The organism is Shewanella sedimentimangrovi, from assembly GCF_017354965.1.
In the GTDB taxonomy this organism is placed as follows: domain Bacteria; phylum Pseudomonadota; class Gammaproteobacteria; order Enterobacterales; family Shewanellaceae; genus Shewanella; species Shewanella cyperi.
Genome location: NZ_CP071502.1, coordinates 3,428,208 through 3,446,529, shown reverse-complemented (window position 1 = coordinate 3,446,529; position 18,322 = coordinate 3,428,208). Strand labels below are relative to the sequence as shown.

The 18,322-nt window shown below is 57.1% G+C and carries 18 protein-coding genes and 1 pseudogene; 9 read left to right on the top strand and 10 right to left on the bottom strand.

Translation table 11 applies throughout. From position 1 onward, the window contains the following. Window positions 1-2 precede the first annotated feature (2 nt). Together astD and JYB85_RS15280 are read left to right on the top strand one after the other, a co-directional pair. Entirely contained in the window at window positions 3-1,463 is a 1,461-nt protein-coding gene (astD, locus tag JYB85_RS15285; RefSeq protein ID WP_207379979.1) for a succinylglutamate-semialdehyde dehydrogenase, read from the top strand. Window positions 1,464-1,614: 151 nt separating this feature from the next. Beyond that, window positions 1,615-2,412 carry a DUF1338 domain-containing protein gene (locus JYB85_RS15280; RefSeq protein WP_207379978.1) on the top strand — a complete coding sequence of 266 codons (798 nt, stop codon included), beginning with the start codon at window positions 1,615-1,617 and terminating at the stop codon, window positions 2,410-2,412. A gap of 89 nt (window positions 2,413-2,501) precedes the next feature. On the opposite strand, the gene JYB85_RS15275 is transcribed toward JYB85_RS15280, so the two are convergent. From JYB85_RS15275 to crp, 4 genes are all read right to left on the bottom strand, one after another. Further along, entirely contained in the window at window positions 2,502-3,836 is a 1,335-nt protein-coding gene (locus JYB85_RS15275; RefSeq protein ID WP_207379977.1) for a sensor histidine kinase, read from the bottom strand. After that, on the bottom strand, window positions 3,833-4,507 hold the full coding sequence (locus tag JYB85_RS15270) for a response regulator transcription factor (RefSeq protein ID WP_207379976.1): 675 nt from the start codon (window positions 4,505-4,507) through the stop codon (window positions 3,833-3,835). Before JYB85_RS15270 ends, JYB85_RS15275 begins: the two co-directional genes overlap by 4 nt. Then, window positions 4,488-4,817: a PepSY domain-containing protein gene (locus JYB85_RS15265; RefSeq protein WP_207379975.1), complete on the bottom strand. Its 330-nt coding sequence runs from the start codon at window positions 4,815-4,817 to the stop codon at window positions 4,488-4,490. The genes JYB85_RS15270 and JYB85_RS15265 overlap by 20 nt, the downstream gene beginning before the upstream one ends. A gap of 81 nt (window positions 4,818-4,898) precedes the next feature. Beyond that, entirely contained in the window at window positions 4,899-5,534 is a 636-nt protein-coding gene (crp, locus tag JYB85_RS15260; protein WP_207320802.1) for a cAMP-activated global transcriptional regulator CRP, read from the bottom strand. Between the two features lie 359 nt (window positions 5,535-5,893). Between crp and JYB85_RS15255 the strand changes: the two genes are divergently transcribed. Next, window positions 5,894-6,667, top strand: coding sequence for a tetratricopeptide repeat protein (locus JYB85_RS15255; protein WP_207379974.1), 774 nt, complete (start codon window positions 5,894-5,896; stop codon window positions 6,665-6,667). A gap of 43 nt (window positions 6,668-6,710) precedes the next feature. Here the strand turns inward: JYB85_RS15255 and JYB85_RS15250 are convergent, their stop codons facing one another. Then, window positions 6,711-8,159, bottom strand: a complete 1,449-nt coding sequence (locus JYB85_RS15250; RefSeq protein WP_207379973.1) for a sodium:solute symporter family protein — start codon at window positions 8,157-8,159, stop codon at window positions 6,711-6,713. A 413-nt stretch (window positions 8,160-8,572) separates the two neighbouring features. On the opposite strand from JYB85_RS15250, the gene JYB85_RS15245 reads away from it, so the two are divergent. From JYB85_RS15245 to JYB85_RS15235, 3 genes are all read left to right on the top strand, one after another. Then, complete coding sequence (locus JYB85_RS15245) at window positions 8,573-9,085, top strand: hypothetical protein (RefSeq protein ID WP_207379972.1); 513 nt, start codon at window positions 8,573-8,575, stop codon at window positions 9,083-9,085. Between the two features lie 117 nt (window positions 9,086-9,202). Next, the gene (locus JYB85_RS15240) at window positions 9,203-9,706 is read left to right on the top strand and encodes a hypothetical protein (RefSeq protein WP_207379971.1); all 504 of its coding nucleotides are present in this window, start codon (window positions 9,203-9,205) and stop codon (window positions 9,704-9,706) included. Between the two features lie 325 nt (window positions 9,707-10,031). After that, window positions 10,032-10,613 (top strand): hypothetical protein, encoded by a 582-nt coding sequence (locus JYB85_RS15235; protein WP_207379970.1) that lies wholly within the window; start codon window positions 10,032-10,034, stop codon window positions 10,611-10,613. A gap of 268 nt (window positions 10,614-10,881) precedes the next feature. Here JYB85_RS15235 and JYB85_RS15230 read toward each other — a convergent pair whose 3' ends face one another. From JYB85_RS15230 to JYB85_RS15220, 3 genes are all read right to left on the bottom strand, one after another. After that, complete coding sequence (locus tag JYB85_RS15230; protein ID WP_207320799.1) at window positions 10,882-11,775, bottom strand: phosphoribulokinase; 894 nt, start codon at window positions 11,773-11,775, stop codon at window positions 10,882-10,884. Window positions 11,776-11,994: 219 nt separating this feature from the next. Beyond that, the gene (locus JYB85_RS15225; protein WP_207324610.1) at window positions 11,995-12,234 is read right to left on the bottom strand and encodes a YheU family protein; all 240 of its coding nucleotides are present in this window, start codon (window positions 12,232-12,234) and stop codon (window positions 11,995-11,997) included. Window positions 12,235-12,236: 2 nt separating this feature from the next. Beyond that, the gene (locus tag JYB85_RS15220) at window positions 12,237-13,199 is read right to left on the bottom strand and encodes a hydrolase (RefSeq protein ID WP_207379969.1); all 963 of its coding nucleotides are present in this window, start codon (window positions 13,197-13,199) and stop codon (window positions 12,237-12,239) included. 115 nt (window positions 13,200-13,314) lie between these two features. Between JYB85_RS15220 and JYB85_RS15215 the strand changes: the two are divergent. Together JYB85_RS15215 and JYB85_RS15210 are read left to right on the top strand one after the other, a co-directional pair. Continuing rightward, a pseudogene (locus JYB85_RS15215) lies at window positions 13,315-13,809 on the top strand (TAT leader-containing periplasmic protein); the annotation flags it as partial. 107 nt (window positions 13,810-13,916) lie between these two features. After that, on the top strand, window positions 13,917-15,518 hold the full coding sequence (locus JYB85_RS15210) for a GMC family oxidoreductase (RefSeq protein WP_207379968.1): 1,602 nt from the start codon (window positions 13,917-13,919) through the stop codon (window positions 15,516-15,518). Between the two features lie 34 nt (window positions 15,519-15,552). On the opposite strand, the gene JYB85_RS15205 is transcribed toward JYB85_RS15210, so the two are convergent. Together JYB85_RS15205 and JYB85_RS15200 are read right to left on the bottom strand one after the other, a co-directional pair. Next, window positions 15,553-16,017 carry a TIGR02444 family protein gene (locus tag JYB85_RS15205; protein WP_207379967.1) on the bottom strand — a complete coding sequence of 155 codons (465 nt, stop codon included), beginning with the start codon at window positions 16,015-16,017 and terminating at the stop codon, window positions 15,553-15,555. A 26-nt stretch (window positions 16,018-16,043) separates the two neighbouring features. Further along, a complete protein-coding gene (locus JYB85_RS15200) occupies window positions 16,044-17,951 on the bottom strand; it encodes an ABC transporter ATP-binding protein (protein WP_207379966.1) in 1,908 nt (635 codons plus the stop codon). 138 nt (window positions 17,952-18,089) lie between these two features. On the opposite strand from JYB85_RS15200, the gene JYB85_RS15195 reads away from it, so the two are divergent. Then, a complete protein-coding gene (locus tag JYB85_RS15195; RefSeq protein WP_207324605.1) occupies window positions 18,090-18,287 on the top strand; it encodes a YheV family putative zinc ribbon protein in 198 nt (65 codons plus the stop codon). Window positions 18,288-18,322 lie beyond the last annotated feature (35 nt).

The following is an 18,322-nucleotide window of genomic DNA, read 5'->3' as shown; positions in this document are numbered from 1 at the left end:
TAATGACGCAATTTATTCAAGGCCAGTGGCTTGCTGGCGAAGGCAAGGACATGCAGTCCATCAATCCGGCCAATGGCGACGTCATTTGGACCGGCAAGTCTGCCACCCCGGCCCAGGTTGATGCTGCCGTGATGGCGGCCCGCAACGCCCAGTTTGACTGGTTTATGCTGGGTTTCGAGGGGCGTCAGGCCATAGTTGAGGCCTATCGTGCCCAGCTGGAGGCCAACAAGGCCGAGCTGGCCGAGACCATAGCCCAGGAAACCGGCAAGCCGGTATGGGAAACCCTGACCGAAGCCGCCGCCATGATAGGCAAGATTGGCCTGTCCATCAGCGCCTACCACAAGCGTACCGGCACCGAAGTCAATGACACCGCCGCCGGCCGCGCCGTGCTGCGCCACAAGCCCCATGGTGTGGTGGCCGTGTTCGGTCCCTACAACTTCCCCGGTCACCTGCCAAACGGTCACATAGTGCCGGCGCTGCTGGCGGGAAATACCGTGGTGTTCAAACCTTCCGAAATGACCCCAAAAGTAGCCGAGCTGATGCTGAGCCTGTGGGACAAGGCCGGTCTGCCCAAGGGCGTGATCAACCTGGTGCAGGGTGAGGTGGAAACCGGCAAGGCGCTGGCCTCCCATCCGCAGCTCGACGGTCTGTTCTTCACCGGCAGCTCACGCACAGGTCACCTGTTGCACCAGCAGTACGCCGGCCATCCGGGCAAGATCCTGGCGCTGGAGATGGGCGGTAACAACCCGCTGATCATCAAGGGCGTGAGTGATACCCGCGCCGCGGTACACGACATCATCCAGTCCGCCTACATATCTTCCGGCCAGCGTTGTACCTGTGCCCGTCGCCTGTATGTGGAAAAAGGTGCCGCCGGTGATGCGCTGCTCAAGCAGCTGACCGAGGCAGTGAAAAAGATCCAGGTCGGTCCCTGGAATGCCGAGCCGCAACCCTTCATGGGCTCCATGATTTCCGAAGCTGCGGCCAAGGGCATGGTAGCCGCCCAGCGCAACCTGCAAAACCTCGGTGGCGTGTCCCTGGTGGAACTCAAGCATCTCAAGGAAGGCACGGGCCTGGTGTCTCCCGGTCTTATCGATGTGACCGAGGTGATCGAGCTGCCGGACGAGGAATACTTCGGCCCGCTGCTGCAGGTGGTGCGTTACAGCGACTTCGATGAAGCCATACGCCTCGCCAACGATACCCGCTACGGCCTGTCAGCCGGTTTGCTGGCCGACAGTCGCGATGACTTTGACTACTTCATGGCGCGCATCCGTGCCGGCATAGTCAACTGGAACAAGCAGATCACCGGTGCTTCCGGTGCGGCCCCCTTCGGTGGCGTGGGTGCTTCCGGTAACCACAGGGCCAGCGCCTTCTATGCCGCTGACTACTGCGCCTATCCGGTGGCCTCCATGGAGGCCGAGGCGGTCAGCATGCCCGCTACCCTGAGTCCGGGACTGAGCATATAATCAGTGACCAGAGTGGCCCCCGGGCCACTCTCTTTTTATCGGCTCATTTTAATAGCCCTACATTAACAGTCCCATTGAAATGCCTGCAGAACCTGCAGGCGTTGGTCGTGGCACCAGGCATCCCTGCCACGACCTTATGAAGGAGTGATAGATGCACACCGATGTAAACGCGCTGTTTGCCGCCCTGTGGCAGGATTATATTGAAATGACCCCGTCTGCGGCCCGCGTCCACGCGCTGCTGGGCAAGGGACAGGCCATCATCAATGACCACATTGCCCTGCGTACCTTCAATATTGCCAAGGTCAACCTGAGCGTGCTGGCGGCCCACTTCGAGGCCCTGGGTTATCAGGCCTGTGGCGACTATGTGTTTGAGGCCAAGAAACTCAAGGCCAAGCACTTCGAGCATCCGGACCCAACCCAGCCCAAGGTGTTTATCTCCGAGCTGCTGGTGGAGGAATTCAGCCCCGAGCTGCAGGCCACCATCCAGGGCCTGATCGCCCAGGTTGACGAGGCGGCCACCCGCGCCGAGAACTTCCTCTATTCCGGCCGTCACTGGGAACTGGATTACGGCACCTACCAAAGCCTGTTGGCCGAGAGTGAGTATGCGGCCTGGGTGGCGGCCTTTGGGTACCGCGCCAACCACTTTACCGTGTCCATCAACCATCTGCCGGGCTTCAGCAGCATTCTTGAGGTAAACGACACCCTCAAGCAGGGTGACTTTGTGCTCAACAGCGTGGGCGGCGAGGTGAAGGGCTCTGCCGAGGTGCTGTTGGAACAGTCATCCACCATGGCGGACAAGATCCCGGTGGCCTTCAAAGACGCCAGCGTCGAGATCCCAAGCTGCTTCTACGAGTTTGCCCTGCGCTATCCCAAGGCCAATGGTGAGCTGTACACAGGTTTTGTGGCGGCGTCGGCTGACAAGATTTTCGAGAGCACCAACGTTAACTAAGCTGGCGTTAGCCGATGCTGGTTTACTGATAAAAATCCCGGCCATGGCCGGGATTTTTATTGGTTGAAATTCATATGCCAGTCAGGGGCTTACTGGGGCGGCAGGCTGAGGGTGACCTTGAGGCCGCCGAGGCGCTCGCCACGCTCGAAACTCAATCCCAAGTCATACTGCTCGCAGATTTCCTTCACTATCGACAAGCCCAGGCCATGGCCGCTGACGGCCTCATCAAGGCGTTTGCCGCGCTCGGTCAGCTCATGCAGCCGCTGCTCGTCTACCCCGGGGCCATCATCCTCTATGCTGAGCCACAGCCTGTCATTGAGGGGGTAGAGCCTGAGAATGACTTCGGAGCGCGCCCATTTACAGGCATTGTCCAGCAGGTTGCCTATCAGCTCCATACCATCTTCCCGGTGCAGCGGCAGCCTGGCAATACCTCGGGCCAGTTCCAGGTGAATGGGAATTTGCCGTCCCTGATGCACCCGCTCCAGGGTGGCACTGAGGCTTTCGAGATCCTTTGGCACCTGCAACTGGGCCGCCGGCAGCATGTCGCCGGTGATCCTGGCGCTGGCCAGTTTGCGGGCAATCAGCCTGTGCATGGCATCGAGCTGCTGGGCCATGGTCTGGGCCAGTTCTGGTTGGCTCAGGGCCAGGGTTTCCACCTGCTGCTGCATCACCGCCAGGGGCGTTTTCAGCCCGTGACTGAGGTTGCCAAGGTTATTGCGGCTGCGGGAAATCTGTTTGCCCGTGTATTCCAGCAGTTCGTTGTAGGTGGCGGCCAGCGGGTGCAGCTCGGTGGGAATGCTGTCCAGCTCCAGGGCGCGGATCTCTCCGTTTTTGAGTTGCGACAACGCCTGTTTAATCTGCCTTAACGGCTTGAAGGATTGGCGCAGCACGATAAAGATCCCCGCCAGCATGGCCAGTAGCATCCCCAGATTGACCATTAACTTGGTGCCGTTGATTTCACTGAACACCTTGCGGCCAATACTGAGATCCTGGGCCACCGTCAGGGTGGCACTGACGCTGCCATCGCTGGAGGCGACCCCCAGTGACAACAGTTGCATATCGTGATTCTTTGGTCCCTTGGCCTGCCAAACCCGGGTCTGGCCGGCGCTCAGGGGCTGGGTGTCCAGCTGTTGATCCCACAGGGAGCGGGAGCGGATCACCTGATCGCTGAGGTTAAGCTGGTAATAGCGGCCGGAAAAGGCCGGACGATAAAAACCGGACAGTTGGCTTTCATCTATGTGTATGGCGCCATCGTGAATTTGGGTGGCCAGCACTATGTGCTCGAGATCTTCTTCCAGGCGATTGATGATGGAGTCGTGAAAGGCCTGACGGAGCACGGATTCAAACAGCGCCAGGGCCACCAGGGTGGCCACTATCACCAGGGTTGTCAGCCACAGGCTCAGCTTGGCACGGATTGAAATCATGGACTGATGCCGTGGAAAATATAGCCTTGGCCCCGACGGGTTTCGATGGCGCTCTTGCCGAGCTTTTTACGCAGGTGGGTAACATAGACTTCCACCACGTTGCTCTCTTTCTCGTCGTCAAACTGGTACAGCTTGTCTGAGATCTGCGCCTTGGACAGCAGTTTTTTCGGTGATAACAGGAATAACCGCAACAGACGGAATTCCATGGCGGTCAATTCGTATTCCCTGCCTTCGACGACCACGGTTTGCTGGGATTCGTCCAGGGTGATGCCGCCGAAACTCAGGGATTTCTGCTGGCCGGTGGGGCGGCCCTGAGCGCGCTGGATCAGCGCCTGAATACGTGCCAGCAGTTCCTGGGTATGGAAGGGTTTACCCAGATAATCATCGGCACCGGCATTGAAGCCTTCCACTTTTTCATGCCATTGGCTGCGGGCGGTCAGCATGATCACCGGCATCATCAGGCTCTCGGCGCGCCAGCGGCTCAGCAGCTCAAGACCATTGCCGTCCGGCAGGCCAATATCGAGAATCACGCAGTCATACTGGGCTTCACGGACCAGATAGTCGGCCTCGCTGGCATTGGCTGAGGTATCGGTAACATAGCCGGCTTGTTTGAGCTGTTTTTGCAGCTCCTGCACCAGCTCGGTATTGTCTTCAACGAGTAGCAGTTTCATCTGGGTGGCACTCTTGGGGTATGTCGGTTTGGGGATGGCCCGTGCTGGCATCCAGGCTCAGCCTGATTATCTGACCATGTTGCAGCGCAAACTGCAAATCGTAGCGCCAATGGTCGTCCTCGCTGTACAGTCTGGCATCAAGCAACTCACCGGGACACAATTCCCTGAGTCCGGCCAAGGTGGTTTCCAGGGAAAGGATTTGGCCTGCGGCCACCAATTGTTTGGCCTGATAGTGATGCAGTTCAATGGGGTTGGCTGCGGCGGTCAGGGAAACCAGGAGGCCGCAACAGAGCAGTAAGGGCCTGAACATGGGGACTCCAAAAAGCAAAAAGTGGCGCGGGAATTAACCCGGCCACTTTATCCAAGCAGGCTTAAGCCAAGATGAAGGCGTTTAGCGGGTACCGTATACCACTATGGTTTTACCGTGTGCCTGGATCAGGTTCTGCTCTTCCAGCATCTTGAGAATGCGGCCCACGGTTTCGCGGGAGCAGCCTACTATCTGGCCTATTTCCTGTCGGGTGATCTTGATTTGCATACCGTCGGGGTGGGTCATGGCATCGGGCTGTTTGGCCAGGTGCAGCAGGGTTTGGGCGATACGACCGGCAACGTCGAGGAAGGCCAGGTTGCCGACCTTTTGGCTGGTGCTTTGCAGACGCAGTGCCATCTGGGATGCCAGTTTCATCAGGATCTCGGGGTTAACCTGGATCAACTGCTTGAATTTCTTATATGAAATTTCTGCAATTTCACAGGCTTGCTTGGCACGAACCCAGGCAGTACGCTCGGCCTGTTCTTCAAACAGACCCAGTTCACCGATGAAATCACCCTGGTTCAGATAAGAAAGGATCATTTCCTTTCCTTCTTCGTCTTTGATCAGCACGGCCACCGAACCCTTAACTATGTAATACAGGGTGTCCGAACCTTCACCGGCATGGATAAGGGTGCTCTTGGCCGGATACTTGTGAATGTGACAGTGGGACAGAAACCATTCCAGTGTCGGATCGGGTTTGGGTTTGCCAATCAGTGCCATAGTGAGTGTTCCTCGACTGATAAATACGAAAGTAAGAATTTTCTAAATAAGGAGTCTACGTCATTTTATTGCCCTAAACCTTGATACAGATCTTAGTTCAGTACTTTCGAATGGACGCAATAACTTATCAAAATTAGGGATTTATTTTGGTGGATAGACGGAAACTGTCAACTAATACCTGAGTGGGATCTCAGGAAAGCACTTAAGAGTGCAAGCGGGATCACACTCGGGCATGGAGCCACAAGACAGCAGACTCTGCTGGCACTCAGGACTTTGGTACGGTTTGATACTCGACTTTGAGCAAAAATTCTGGCTAACTCTGGGGATGTGTGACTGCCTATGACTACAGGAGCCAAAAAGTGAAGTATTGGCAATGGACGCTGGCCGCAGCCTGTCTGGCGCTGGACAGCCTGGGATCGGCGGCGGCGTTTTCTCTTCCCCGTCCCGAAGCCGAGGTAACAGCCCTCAAGGTGGCCCATATCGAATTGCGGGCCCAGGAAGGGGATAAGGATGCCGAGTATCTCCTCGGACTCATGTATCTGTCCGGTCGCCACGTGGGACGGGACCTGACACAGGGGCTGGACTGGATCAACAAGGCCGCCGAAGCCGAACATCTCAAGGCGCAGCAGACCCTGGCGGACCTGCATTTTGAAGGTCAGCTGGTGCAGCGCAACCTGCAGCTGGCCGAACACTGGTATCTGCATATGGGCGAGCGCGGCGAGCGCTGGGCCAATTTTCGCCTTGGCTTTATCTATGCCGCCGGTGGTGATGGCATCAAGCGCAACTGCGGTAAAGCGGTGGAGCGTTTCAGCCTGGCGGGCGATCAGGTGTCCCTGGGCAATGTGGCCTGGATCCTCGCTACCTGTCCCGAGGCCGAGTATCGGGATGGCAACAAGGCCCTGACCCTGGCCCAGCAGTTGCTGGCGACCAATGCCGATGATCCTTCCATTCTCGACAATCTGGCGGCAGCCTATGCCGAGCTGGGTCAATTTGAGCGGGCGGTGGACGTGCAACAGCAGGCAATTAAGGCGCTGTTACGTTCCAGTGAAACCGCCAAGGTAGACGAATTCAACAAGCGTCTGGAAAGTTACCGCCAGAATCGCCCCTTCCGCGAAGTGATCCCTCTGTTTTAACCGAGACGCCGCGCTGAGCCCATAACCCCTCCTGCTGACCCCTTCAGCGGGAGTCTGTTGCCAGCGGCCGGTGCGGTGTGCGCGAATTGGCTATCCACTGGGGCAACAGGGAGCCGGCAAACATGCCGGAGAATGAGGCCAACAGGCCCGCCAGCTGGGCCGGGAATATTTCGCCCCAGGGCATGGCAAGGAACAGCAACCAGAAAGTCATGCCCAATACCACGGCCGCCACCGCCCCCTGGGTTGTCGCCCTTTGCCAGTAGAGACCACACACCAGAGGCACGAAGGCGCCCACCAGCGGTACCTGATAGGCGCCGGACACCAACTCATAAATCGACGTCCCCTGCATCTTAATCGCATAGCTCAGCACGGCAGTGGCGAACAGCAGCACGGTTATCCGCATTGTCAGCAGATTGGACTGGTCGCTTCCAGCGGGACGGAACTGGCGCCAGATGTTCTCGGTAAAGGTCACGCTGGGGGCCAGCAGGGTGGCCGAGGCGGTTGACATAATGGCCGACAGCAAGGCGCCAAAAAACAACACCTGCATGATAAAGGGCATCTTTTCCAGTACCAGGGTGGGTAGAACCTTCTGGGGATCTTCCGCCAGCAGGGCCGCGGTTTGCTCAGGCATGATAATCAGGGCGCTCGCCACCAGAAACATGGGGACAAAGGCGAACAGGATGTAGGCCAATCCACCTATGACCGGGCCGCGGGTGGCGGACTTGACACTGTTGGCGGACATAACCCGCTGGAACACGTCTTGCTGCGGGATGGAACCCAGCATCATGGTGATGGCGGCGGCGAAGAAGAACAGCATCTCAGTGAGGTTGGGTTCGGGCCAGAAATTAAACAGCTCCCTGCTCATGGCAAAATCAATCACCTTATCGGCACCACCGGCCATATTGCCGGCGAACATGGCGATCGTCGTCAGCCCCAGCACCAAAATGATCATCTGGATAAAATCCGTGACCGCCACGGACCACATGCCACCGAACAGGGTGTAGGCCAGGATGGATACCACGCCAATACACATTCCCAGTGGGATGCTGACGGCACCGCCGGACAAAAGGTGGAAAATCAGTCCCAGGGCGGTGACCTGGGCCGATACCCAGCCCAGATAACTGAGCATGATAATGAGTGAACAGGCTATTTCTATGCCGCGGCCGAAGCGTTCGCGGTAATAATCGCTGATGGTCAAAAGGGTCATGCGGTACAGCTTGCCGGCGAAGAACAGTCCCACCAGGATAAGACAGACGCCGGCGCCGAAGGGATCCTCGACCACCTCCCCAAGACCGCCTTCGATGAACATGGCGGGAATACCCAGCACGGTTTCCGAACCAAACCAGGTGGCAAAGGTGGTGGTGACTATCATGTACAGCGGCAGGTGGCGCCCGGCGAGGGCGAAGTCAGTGGTGTTCTTCACCCGCTTGGCCGCGTACAGGCCAATGCTGATGGTGAGCAGCAGGTAAGCGATAACCAGAGGAAGCAGCACAGGGCGTTCTCCCTATCGGCCTGGCCTTGGCGCGGCCACTGGCGGCAGGCAATTAAGTATCCTTTAAAAGATATAGTGACTTATCTGCGGTTCCGGCAAGAAAACTTCCTGCATTATTGACCGGATGCCGCTGCCAGAGTGTTCAAAAGGGGGGGCCTTAGCATTTTGGCGTAGCCGGCAGAAGGTCATTCTGAGTCCCACATCCGGACTCGTTAGTTGGCAGTGTCATTACAGCGAAGTGAACAGTTATAGCGATCCCATAAGCTTCTCTTGGAGTATAGAAGTGTTTTTGTTTTTTAAATTCAATATTATCAAATGTTTATGATTAATCAATCGAATATGCCATCTAGCGGAATTCCTTCGTAAATGGTAAAAAATTCATATAAGTCTATTTGGATGAAAGGAGCAATGGAGTGTTTATAAGGCTGGTTGCAATTGCAGGTCTATTTTTTAGTCTGTTAAGTTCTAATGCTACAGCGATGCAGATAGACTCTGAAGAAAATTATATGAGTGTTGAGTTGCTCCCATTATGCAGTGAGCTGGGGCAGGTGAAGGTAGTTTATAGCAATGTATCAGGGAAAAAGCTCTTGATTGATCCTTATTACGGCGACCCAGCACTATATGATGCCCATAATCACGGAGTGTCATTAAATAACATTGATTTTAAAGGATTTGTACAGTTGTGGGCAACCAAAGATGGCTCTAAAGCGCTGGACTATTACTCGGTAATTATGCCGGGGCAATCGGTGGAGCACATAGTGAACTTTAATGATCACAATCCAGACATAGACAAGTCAAAATCATATATAGTCATGGGCGGTGGTGCGTTTTTTGCGATTACCGAAGATGGACAGAGAATAATGTTGAGGTTGGAATCAGCATTTTTGAATAAAAATCTAGAAATAGGGCCAGATTGCTGGAAATAGCACATGTTTGAGGTGCTTGGCATATTTAATCTGAATGGTTGCTCGTGCTATCTGGCTGAATTTGTTGAGTAGTGCTAAATATCTCTATGTTTTGGTTTGGATGATAGGAGCATTAAAATGTCAATGAGATATATTGCTTTTTTTGCCTTACTCTTAGGTATGAAATGCTGGGCAGATGAGATTGGCAGAGATAGTGAAGAACATTATTTGCGCCTTGAGCTTGCTCCCATATGCTCAGCAGAAGGACAAGTGAAACTGATCTTCACCAATGTCTCAGGTGGCAAATTGTTGGTTGATCCCCGCTATGGTGATGTAGAATTTTTTGATGCAGGAAATCAGGCAGTTTATCTTTCCACCGCCGATGGGCACCCACTTAAATTGTGGCCGAGAAAAGAGCGCCGTCCAACGTCGGATTGGACCGTGTTTGCTGCGGGGCAATCGGTGGAACACATTATTGACTTTAGAAGACACAATAATGAGCTGGATCTTTCTGGTAGTTATATTGCATCAATCGCAGCCCATTTTAATGTGATCGCCGAGGAAGGGAAGGCTGTCAGATTGACCATGTATTCGTCATTTCTCAATAAAGACCTGGAGATTGGTCCAGATTGCTTTAAGTAACTACATATTCCGTAGGCTAATGATGAAGCTAAGCCTTGGCATACCGCAGTCAAAATTAAATGTGGAACGTAAATTTTTTGCTTATATATTGCGAAGGATCGTTGAGACATGGATTGTAAAAAGTACACCTTAGATGCGCTTTTTTCTCTGCCTTTTAATGACATGCTGGAGAACGGAGGGGTTACGTACTTGAGGGCGCCAAAAGATCAGCTGGAATATTGGGCCAAGCAGATGTTTGAAGTACACATCAGTGTGCTGTTCTGTAAATTCCCGAGTCTATTTTTAGACAACATTTATTTCTTTGAAAAATCTATGGAGAATGCTAATGGGACCTGTAAACCATAGCCGAATATTGACGACCCTGGCCTCTTTGCTGCTGTCTCTTTGTCTCTCGGCAGTTGCTTGTGCCGATGAACTCAAATCTACTAGGTTTAACCCAGAGTACGATAAGGATGGCCGTTATATCTCGGTGGATCTCTTGCCCCTGTGTACAGCCGAAGGCCAGCTGATCATCAAGTTTACCAATGTCTCAGATCAGGACCTGCTGGTGGATCCCCGCTACATGCGTGCAGACCTTTTCGATGCCTATAACGCTGGTATCGATTTAATTAGCATGACAGCAGAACAAAAGATGATCGATGGAGTAAAAATAGGTCGGATTAAAAATGAGCACCCCTATGAAGCGGTAGACTGGTTTCCCCTGGCGGCGGGCCAGATTGTGCAACATGTGGTTGATCTCAGGGATTATGTCAAGGAGCCACTGGATTTTAGTCTTATATACTTACCTGGCTTTACGACACGCTACATGGAAATACTGACCACCAAGGAAGGCAAGCATGTCATAGGAAGGGTTGGCAACTTCAATGATCCACTTGAGGATCTAATATATGCTGATTGCTGGAAATAAGCTGAATTTGAGGCGCCAGGCGCTTCGCATCTGAATGGCAATCTTTGCTTTCACTCTTGCAATAGGTGAAGCAAAAAAGCGCACCTTGGGTGCGCTTTTTTGCTGTCGTTCAACGACAAACTGGGTGCTGACATACTCGAGGGAGCAAACAGATCAAGATGGGGGAATTCACCCCCAGGAGTATGTCAACGTATCAGTATTTCGCCTGAAATCCCGATGACATAAGCATACCCGCCGGGCCTTAAGCCAAAATTAACGCCAGCTGAACTCAGCCCTTGCCGGATTCTTGCTCCAAAATACGTTTGCGGTTATCGCGCAGATCGCGGATAAGGGGCGTCAGGATCAACTCCATGGCCAGTGACATCTTGCCCCCCGGCACCACCAGGGTATTGACCCTGGACATGAAGGAGCCCTGCAGCATGGTCAGGTAGTAGGGGAAATCGACATTGTTGATGCCGCGGAAACGGATCACCACAAAGCTCTCGTCCAGTGACGGGATGGCCTTGGCGCTGAAGGGGTTGGAGGTGTCGACCGTGGGCACCCGCTGGAAGTTGATATGGGTGCGGGAGAACTGCGGCGTCATGTGATTGATATAGTCGTCCATGGAGCGAACTATGGAGTTCATCACCTTCTCGCGGCTGTGGCCGCGCTCCGAGGTGTCGCGGACGATTTTCTGGATCCACTCCAGGTTGACTATGGGCACCATGCCGATCAGCAGATCCACCTGGCTGGCCACATCGTGCTCGGCAGTGACCACGCCGCCGTGCAGCCCTTCGTAATAGAGCATGTCGGTGTCATTTGGCAGCGGCTGCCACTGGGTGAAGGTGCCAGGCATCTGGTTGAAGGGTACGGCTTCATCGAAGGTGTGCAGGTAACTGCGGGTTTCACCCTGGCCCGTGGCGCCGTAGTCGCTGAAACATTGGGCCAGACGACCGAAGTTGTTGGCCTCGGGGCCGAAGTAGCTGATATTGCGGTTCTCGGCCTTGGCCTTGCGGATCATCACTTCCATCTCGGCCCGGGTGTAGTTGTGAAAGCTGTCCCCCTCGACGAAGGCGGCATTGATCCCCAGCTGCCGGAAAATATGGCTGAACGCCGTGGTGGTGGTGGTGGTTCCGGCACCTGAGGAGCCGGTCACGGCTATGATGGGGTGTTTGGCTGACATCGGGGTTCCTGTTGCTTTGGCGACACTTTGTTTGTGGTCACTGGTCGCTCATTTAGCATGACTACACTTGGTTTCTTGTTTCGTGATCCCATCCTTCGTGAACAATGCCCCGCTAAGGCGATCACGGCTCACTGGGGCGATCAAGGCTCACCAGGGCGAGCAAAATCCAATCACAAAACGTTAACACGCCCTAGTTATAAGTTACCGGGGCTGCCGGGGTCAATAAGTCCCGGGGGCCGTATGTTGCCGCTGACGTATGGCGATGCTTTCCTGCTCCTCGGCATATTCCACCACCAATTCGCCGCGTTTCAGGGCGGCGCGGCATTGGGCCACGGCGGCGCTCATGTCACCTAGGCTGTCGAAGCCGCCGTCCTCCACCTGGGTCAGCAGGTACTCGCGGATCAAGTTGTCCAGGGTGTCATTGGGCAGTTGCAGTAAGGCGTCATAGGGAACCAGCATGTTCAGCTCCTGTCGGTTAAAAAGGCCAGCACACGGCGCTCAAGAAAATAGCGCGGCTTGAACGGATGACCGCCATCGATAAAGCCCACGTGGCCACCGTGTGGATAAAGTTCATAGTGCACCGCACCCGACAACTGCGCCTGGGTCGGGATCACCGCCTCGGTCATAAAAGGGTCGTCCGCTGCATGCAGAATCAGGGTGGGGCTGGCGATGCGGCCCAGAAAGGGCAGACCGCTGGCCCTGTGGTAGTAGTCATCGACCCCGGTAAAACCATGCAAGGGTGCCGTCACCTTGTCATCAAATTCCTTGAAGGTATTCAGGCTGTCCACCTTGTCGGCGGCCACCGGCATTTGCATGGCCGGGTTGGCGATTTTAGCGCGCAGCTTCTGCTGCAGTTGGCGCAGCAGATAACTCTGGTATACCCGGGAGAAACCCTTTTCCAAACGCTTGGCACAGGCACTCAGGGTCAGGGGGGCCGAGACCACGGCGGCCCGCGTCAGCGGACTGTGCTCACCCTGCTCGCCCTGAAACTTGGCCAGCACGTTGCCCCCCAGGCTGTAGCCCACGGCCAGCAGCGGTGAGTGGGGGAAGCGGCTGGCAATGTGCCGCAAGCTGAAGGCCAAATCTTCGGTGTCGCCGCTGTGGTAGCTGCGGGGCAGGCGGTTGGGCATGCCCGAGCAGCTTCTGTGGTGATGCACCACGGTCGCCAGTCCCTGATTGCGGCACTCCAGCAACATGCGCCTGGCGTAGTGGGATTGGGCACTGCCTTCCAGACCATGGATCAGCACCAGCACGGGCTCTCCGTTGGCCGGGGTCTGCTGCCAGTCGAGATCAAGAAAATCGCCATCCGGCAGTTCCAGACGTTCACGTTGCAGTTTGGGTCTGGGGACCTTGGTCAAGACAGGTAATATGGTCTGCAGATGTGGATTTCTTGCCCACCAGGGGGCAGTAAAACTGTGGCTCATGGTCTGGATCACCGAGTCCGGGGCTTGCCCGGAAATAAAACGTGTGTTTAATTGTCAGTTCACGGGATTGTAACACAGGCCTGCCGGATCCGCCGGGTGCAGGCAGAGGAACTCGATGGACAGACGCACCTTTCTTCTCACGGCCCTGGGGGGCACGGCAGCACTGGCGCTCGGCAGCCACTTCTATCGGCCGTCCCTTGAGCTGCCAAGCGACGACAGCGGCCACAGGTTGCTGTTTGCCGCCCTGCTGCCCGTGCTGTTGGACGGCGCCCTGCCCGAAGTGGCGGGCCCCCGCGTCGCCGCCGAAAACCGCACCCTCGATGCCATCGCCGTCAGTATCAGCCAGCTGCCAGCGGAGCAACAAGCCGAGCTGGAGCAATTGCTGGAGGCGCTGGAGAACCGTTTTGGTCTCTTGCTGCTCACCGGCAGCATGACACCGCTGCTGCTGCGCAGTCCCACCGAACTCGGGGCCATGCTGGAAGCCTGGCGTGGCCATTTCCTGGCCTTGGCCCAGCAGGCTTACCTGGGACTCAGGGAGCTGGTGTTGACCAGTTTTTACGGCTGCCCCGAGCATTGGAGCGGGCTCAACTATGTTAAGCCGGACCTGTTTGGCAGCGGTGCCAATCCCCCCGCAGCTTCAGCCGCTTCGCCTGTTCAACCCGACAGCAGCCAAACCGAAAACGATCCGCTGCCAACCCCTAACCCTGGAGGGCTGTAATGGCCGTAGTGGATCCCATACTCACGGGCCTGGCGACCGGTTGGCAGCATCTGGATGGTGCCCTGCTGGAGCAGGATCTGACCCTGGAGGCCGATGTGGTCATCATAGGCACCGGGGCCGGGGGCGGCACCGCCGCCGAGATCCTGGCCGAAGCTGGCCTTAAGGTGATCATGGTGGAGGCCGGGCCGCTCAAGTCCTCCAGCGACTTCGATATGGAGGAGCGCCACGCCTATCCCAATCTGTACCAGCAGGCCGCGGCCATGAAGACCGCCGACAAGGCCATAGGCATTTTCCAGGGCCGGGCCGTGGGCGGTTCCACCACCATCAACTGGACTACCTGCATCCGCACCCCGGAACAGACTTTGGTTCACTGGGCCAGACACCATGGGGTGAAGGGGCTGACGCCCGGATCCCTGCAGCCCTGGTTTGAGCGCAGCGAGCAGCGGCTCAATATCAGCGAGTGGCTGTACCAACCCAATCGCAACAATGGGGCCCTGATGCAGGGCTGCACCAGTCTGGGCTGGGACTTTACCCATATTCACCGCAACGTGCTGGGCTGCTGGAATACCGGCTATTGCGGCATGGGCTGCCCGGTCAACGCCAAGCAATCCATGTTGGTGACCACCATTCCCGCAGCGCTGGACAAGGGCAGCACGCTGCTGAGCCGGGTGCGGGCGGTGGAGATTGAGCATCACAAGGACCAGGTGTACGGCATCCGGGCCCAGGCACTGGACGAGTCACTCCGCCCCAATGGTCATCAGATCATGCTCAAGGCGCGGCACTATATCCTCGCGGCCGGTGCCATACATACCCCGGTGTTGATGCTGAGATCGCGCCTGGCCGATCCCTACGAGCTGATAGGCAAGCGCACCTTCCTGCATCCAACCCTGCTCAGCGGCGCCCTGTTCGACGAGGCAATCAATGGCCACAGCGGCGCGCCCCAGTCCATTTATTCGGACCAGTTTGTTTGGCAGCAGGGCGCTGAGGGGGAGCTGGGTTACAAGCTGGAGGTGCCACCTGTGCACCCCATGCTGCTGGCGTCCAAGACCCTGGGTTATGGTCGCAGCCACGCCGAGCTGATGGCCAACTTCAACCGGCTGCAGGTGGTGATTGCCCTGGTCCGGGACGGTTTCCATCCCGAGAGTCAGGGCGGCAGTGTCAGCCTCGATGGTGAGTCCTTTAAGCTGGATTACCCTTTGAATGAGCTGTTCTGGCGGGCGGCCCGCCGCGCCTTTGCCAGCATGGCCGAGTTGCAGTTTGCCGCCGGGGCCCGCAAGGTCATGCCCATGAGCGAGGGTATGGGCATGTTGAATTCCTGGGCCGAGGCCAAGGCCGCCATTGCCGACATGACCCTGGCGCCGTTAAAAACCGTGGTGGCTTCGGCGCACGTGATGGGCGGTTGTCCCATGGGGGAAGACAGGCGTCAGGCCATGGTCAATGGGTTTGGCCGCAGCCATTATCTGGAAAACCTGTCGGTGATGGATGGCTCTGTGTTTCCCACCAGTTTGGGGGCCAACCCCCAGCTCTCCATCTATGCCATCAGTGGCCGCAACGCCAGTGCTTTGGCAACCGAGCTGACCGCCAAGACACAAGCGCAATAACTTGGGATTGAGGGATTGAGCGAAGAATTGGGGCTTAGTCGCGCAGGGCGGCGGCCCTGTCGGCCGTCAGGCCAAAGAGGCCAAGGTAAAGACACAGGTTACTGACGGGATGGTCGGCTGGGTTATTGGCGGGGGAGCTGTCTGCAGGGAACTCGGACGCTGTCAGCTGTTCCAAACGACAGCGCAGCAGGTGTTGCACCTTGCGCTCCATCATCAGTTCCACATCCAGCATCTGCTGGTATTCGGCCGGCTCCAGATTGGGTTTGGCCAGGCGCCGCAGCCGGCGAAAGGGGGCGATGAGGCGCTCGTCCCATTGGCGGGCCTCATCCAGCAGACCCTGCCAATCCTGCTGGGTCAGCGCCAGCTCGCGCGCATCGAGCTCGGCCGCCAGCAACAGCAAATTGACGTTAACGCCGTGCTCATCCTGCAGCGCAAGGCACAGTGCGCTGTGCCTGTGATAGCGCTGCTCGCAGCTGGGCCACACTCCCTCGCAATCCATTTTTGCTCCCTGATTAGCCACCAGGATCAGGCCTCCAGCACCTGCTGCTCCATGGCATCGATTTGCTCCTGCAATTCCAGCCATTGCAGCTCACTGTCTTCCTGGCGCTGGCTGAGCTCGGTACGTTCGGCCAGTATGGCCGTCAGCTCCGCCTTGTTGGCGGCCTCGTACAGGCCGGTATCCGCCAAGCGGTTTTCAATCTCCGCCAGCCGCTCTGTGAGTTTGGCCTGCTCGGTTTCCAGCTTGGCCTGCTGCTTTTTCAGCGGTGACAGCTTTTGCCTCAACTCGGCTTCCAAACGCTTCTGGGCCTTCTTGTCCTGGGCCGGTTTATCGCCGGCCTCGGCGGCCTTGGCGTTGGCGGCGCGGGCGGCATCCAGCAGCCACTGATGGTAATCGTCCAGATCGCCATCGAAGCTTTGCACCTGGCCATCGTCCACCAGATAGTAGTCGCTGCAGGTCAGTCGCAGCAGGTGCCTGTCGTGGGACACTATCACCATGGCGCCCTCGAAGGTTTGCAACGCCATGGTCAGGGCGTGGCGCATCTCCAGATCCAGGTGGTTGGTGGGTTCGTCGAGCAGCAGCAGGTTGGGGCGTTGCCACACCAGCAGGGCCAGCACCAGGCGGGCCTTTTCACCGCCGGAGAAGGGACCCACAGGCTCCAGCGCCATATCGCCGCGGAAGCCGAAGCCACCGAGGAAGTCCCGCAGCTCCTGCTCGCGGGCATCCGGTGCCAGCCGTTGCAGGTGCAGCAGCGGGCTGTCGTCCAGATGCAGGTATTCCAGCTGATGCTGGGCAAAATAGCCTATGTGCAGTCCGGGGTTGGGCTCGTACAGGCCGGTCATGGGCGCCAGTTCACCGGACAGCAGTTTGATCAGGGTCGACTTACCGGCGCCGTTGCGGCCCAGCAGGCCGATGCGGGCACCGGGCACCAGGTTCAGATGCACCTTGCCAAGTATCTGTTTGCCTGGGTAGCCCACAGCGACGTTTTCCATCTTCACCAGTGGGCTTGGCAGGGCTGTGGGTTCGCGAAATTCCATCTGGAACGGGTTGTCGGCCTTGGCCGGCAGCAACTCGGCCATTTTCTCCAGCGCCTTCAAACGGCTCTGGGCCTGCTTGGCCTTGCTGGCCTTGTAGCGGAAGCGGTCTACGAAGGACTGCATATGGGCCTTTTCCCGCTGCTGACGCTCAAAGGCCACCTGTTGCTGGGCCATGCGTTCGGCGCGGGTGCGTTCGAAGGTGCTGTAGTTGCCCTTGTAGAAATTCAGCTTCTGGTATTCCACGTGGACTATTTCATCCACCAGGGCGTCGATAAAGTCGCGGTCGTGGCTGATGAGCACCAAGGTGCCGGGATAGCTTTTGATCCAGTCCTCGAGCCAGAAGGTGGTGTCGAGGTCGAGGTGGTTGGTGGGTTCGTCGAGCAGCAGCAGATCCGAGCGGCACAGCAGGGCCTGGGCCAGGTTGAGTCGCATACGCCAGCCACCGGAGAAGTGTTTGACGCTGGCGCCTTGCTGGGCCTCGGAGAAACCCAGACCCGCCAGCAGGGCACCGGCGCGGGCACGGATGCTGTAACCGCCTATGGCATCGAGCTTGCCGTGCAGCTCGGCGATGGCGTGGCCGTCATTGCTGTGCTCGGCTTGGGCCAGGGCCTGCTCCAGTTCGCGGAATTCCTGGTCACCGTCGAGCACATACTCGAGAGCCGAGATTTCCAGCGCCGGCGTCTCCTGGGCCACCGAAGCCAAACGCCATTCCCGGGGGACGCTGATGTCACCCTTGTCCAGTGACAGCTTGCCCTGGATCAGCGCCAGCAGGGAAGACTTGCCGGTGCCGTTGGCGCCCACCAGGCCCACCTTGTGGCCCGGATAAATGGTGAGGTTGGCGTCTTCCAGCAGGGTCTTGCTGCCGCGGATGAGTTCCGCCTGGGAGATGGTGATCATGGACTTCCGTTATTGGGTGCGTGCAAAGGGTTGCATGATAACCAAGTTCGCCCCGCGCATCCAGCAAGGGCGGCGCCATTGCCACCGGGGGGCGCTTCTGTGGCACAATAGCGTCAGTATCCTTCAGGACCGAGCAAGATGAGCATAACCAAGAAACGATTTGTCGCCGGGGCCAAGTGTCCCAAGTGCGGTGCCAAGGACAGCATAGTGCTGTTCAAGGACCATGGGGTCGAAACCGTCGAGTGTGTCGAGTGCGATTATCGCGAGCAACAGGCGGAAGAGCAGGTCGCCAAACAGGCCTCCGGCGCCGTGATAGGTGTGTTCAAGCCCGACTGACACTTCGCTTAAATCGAAAGAATATTGCGCTATTT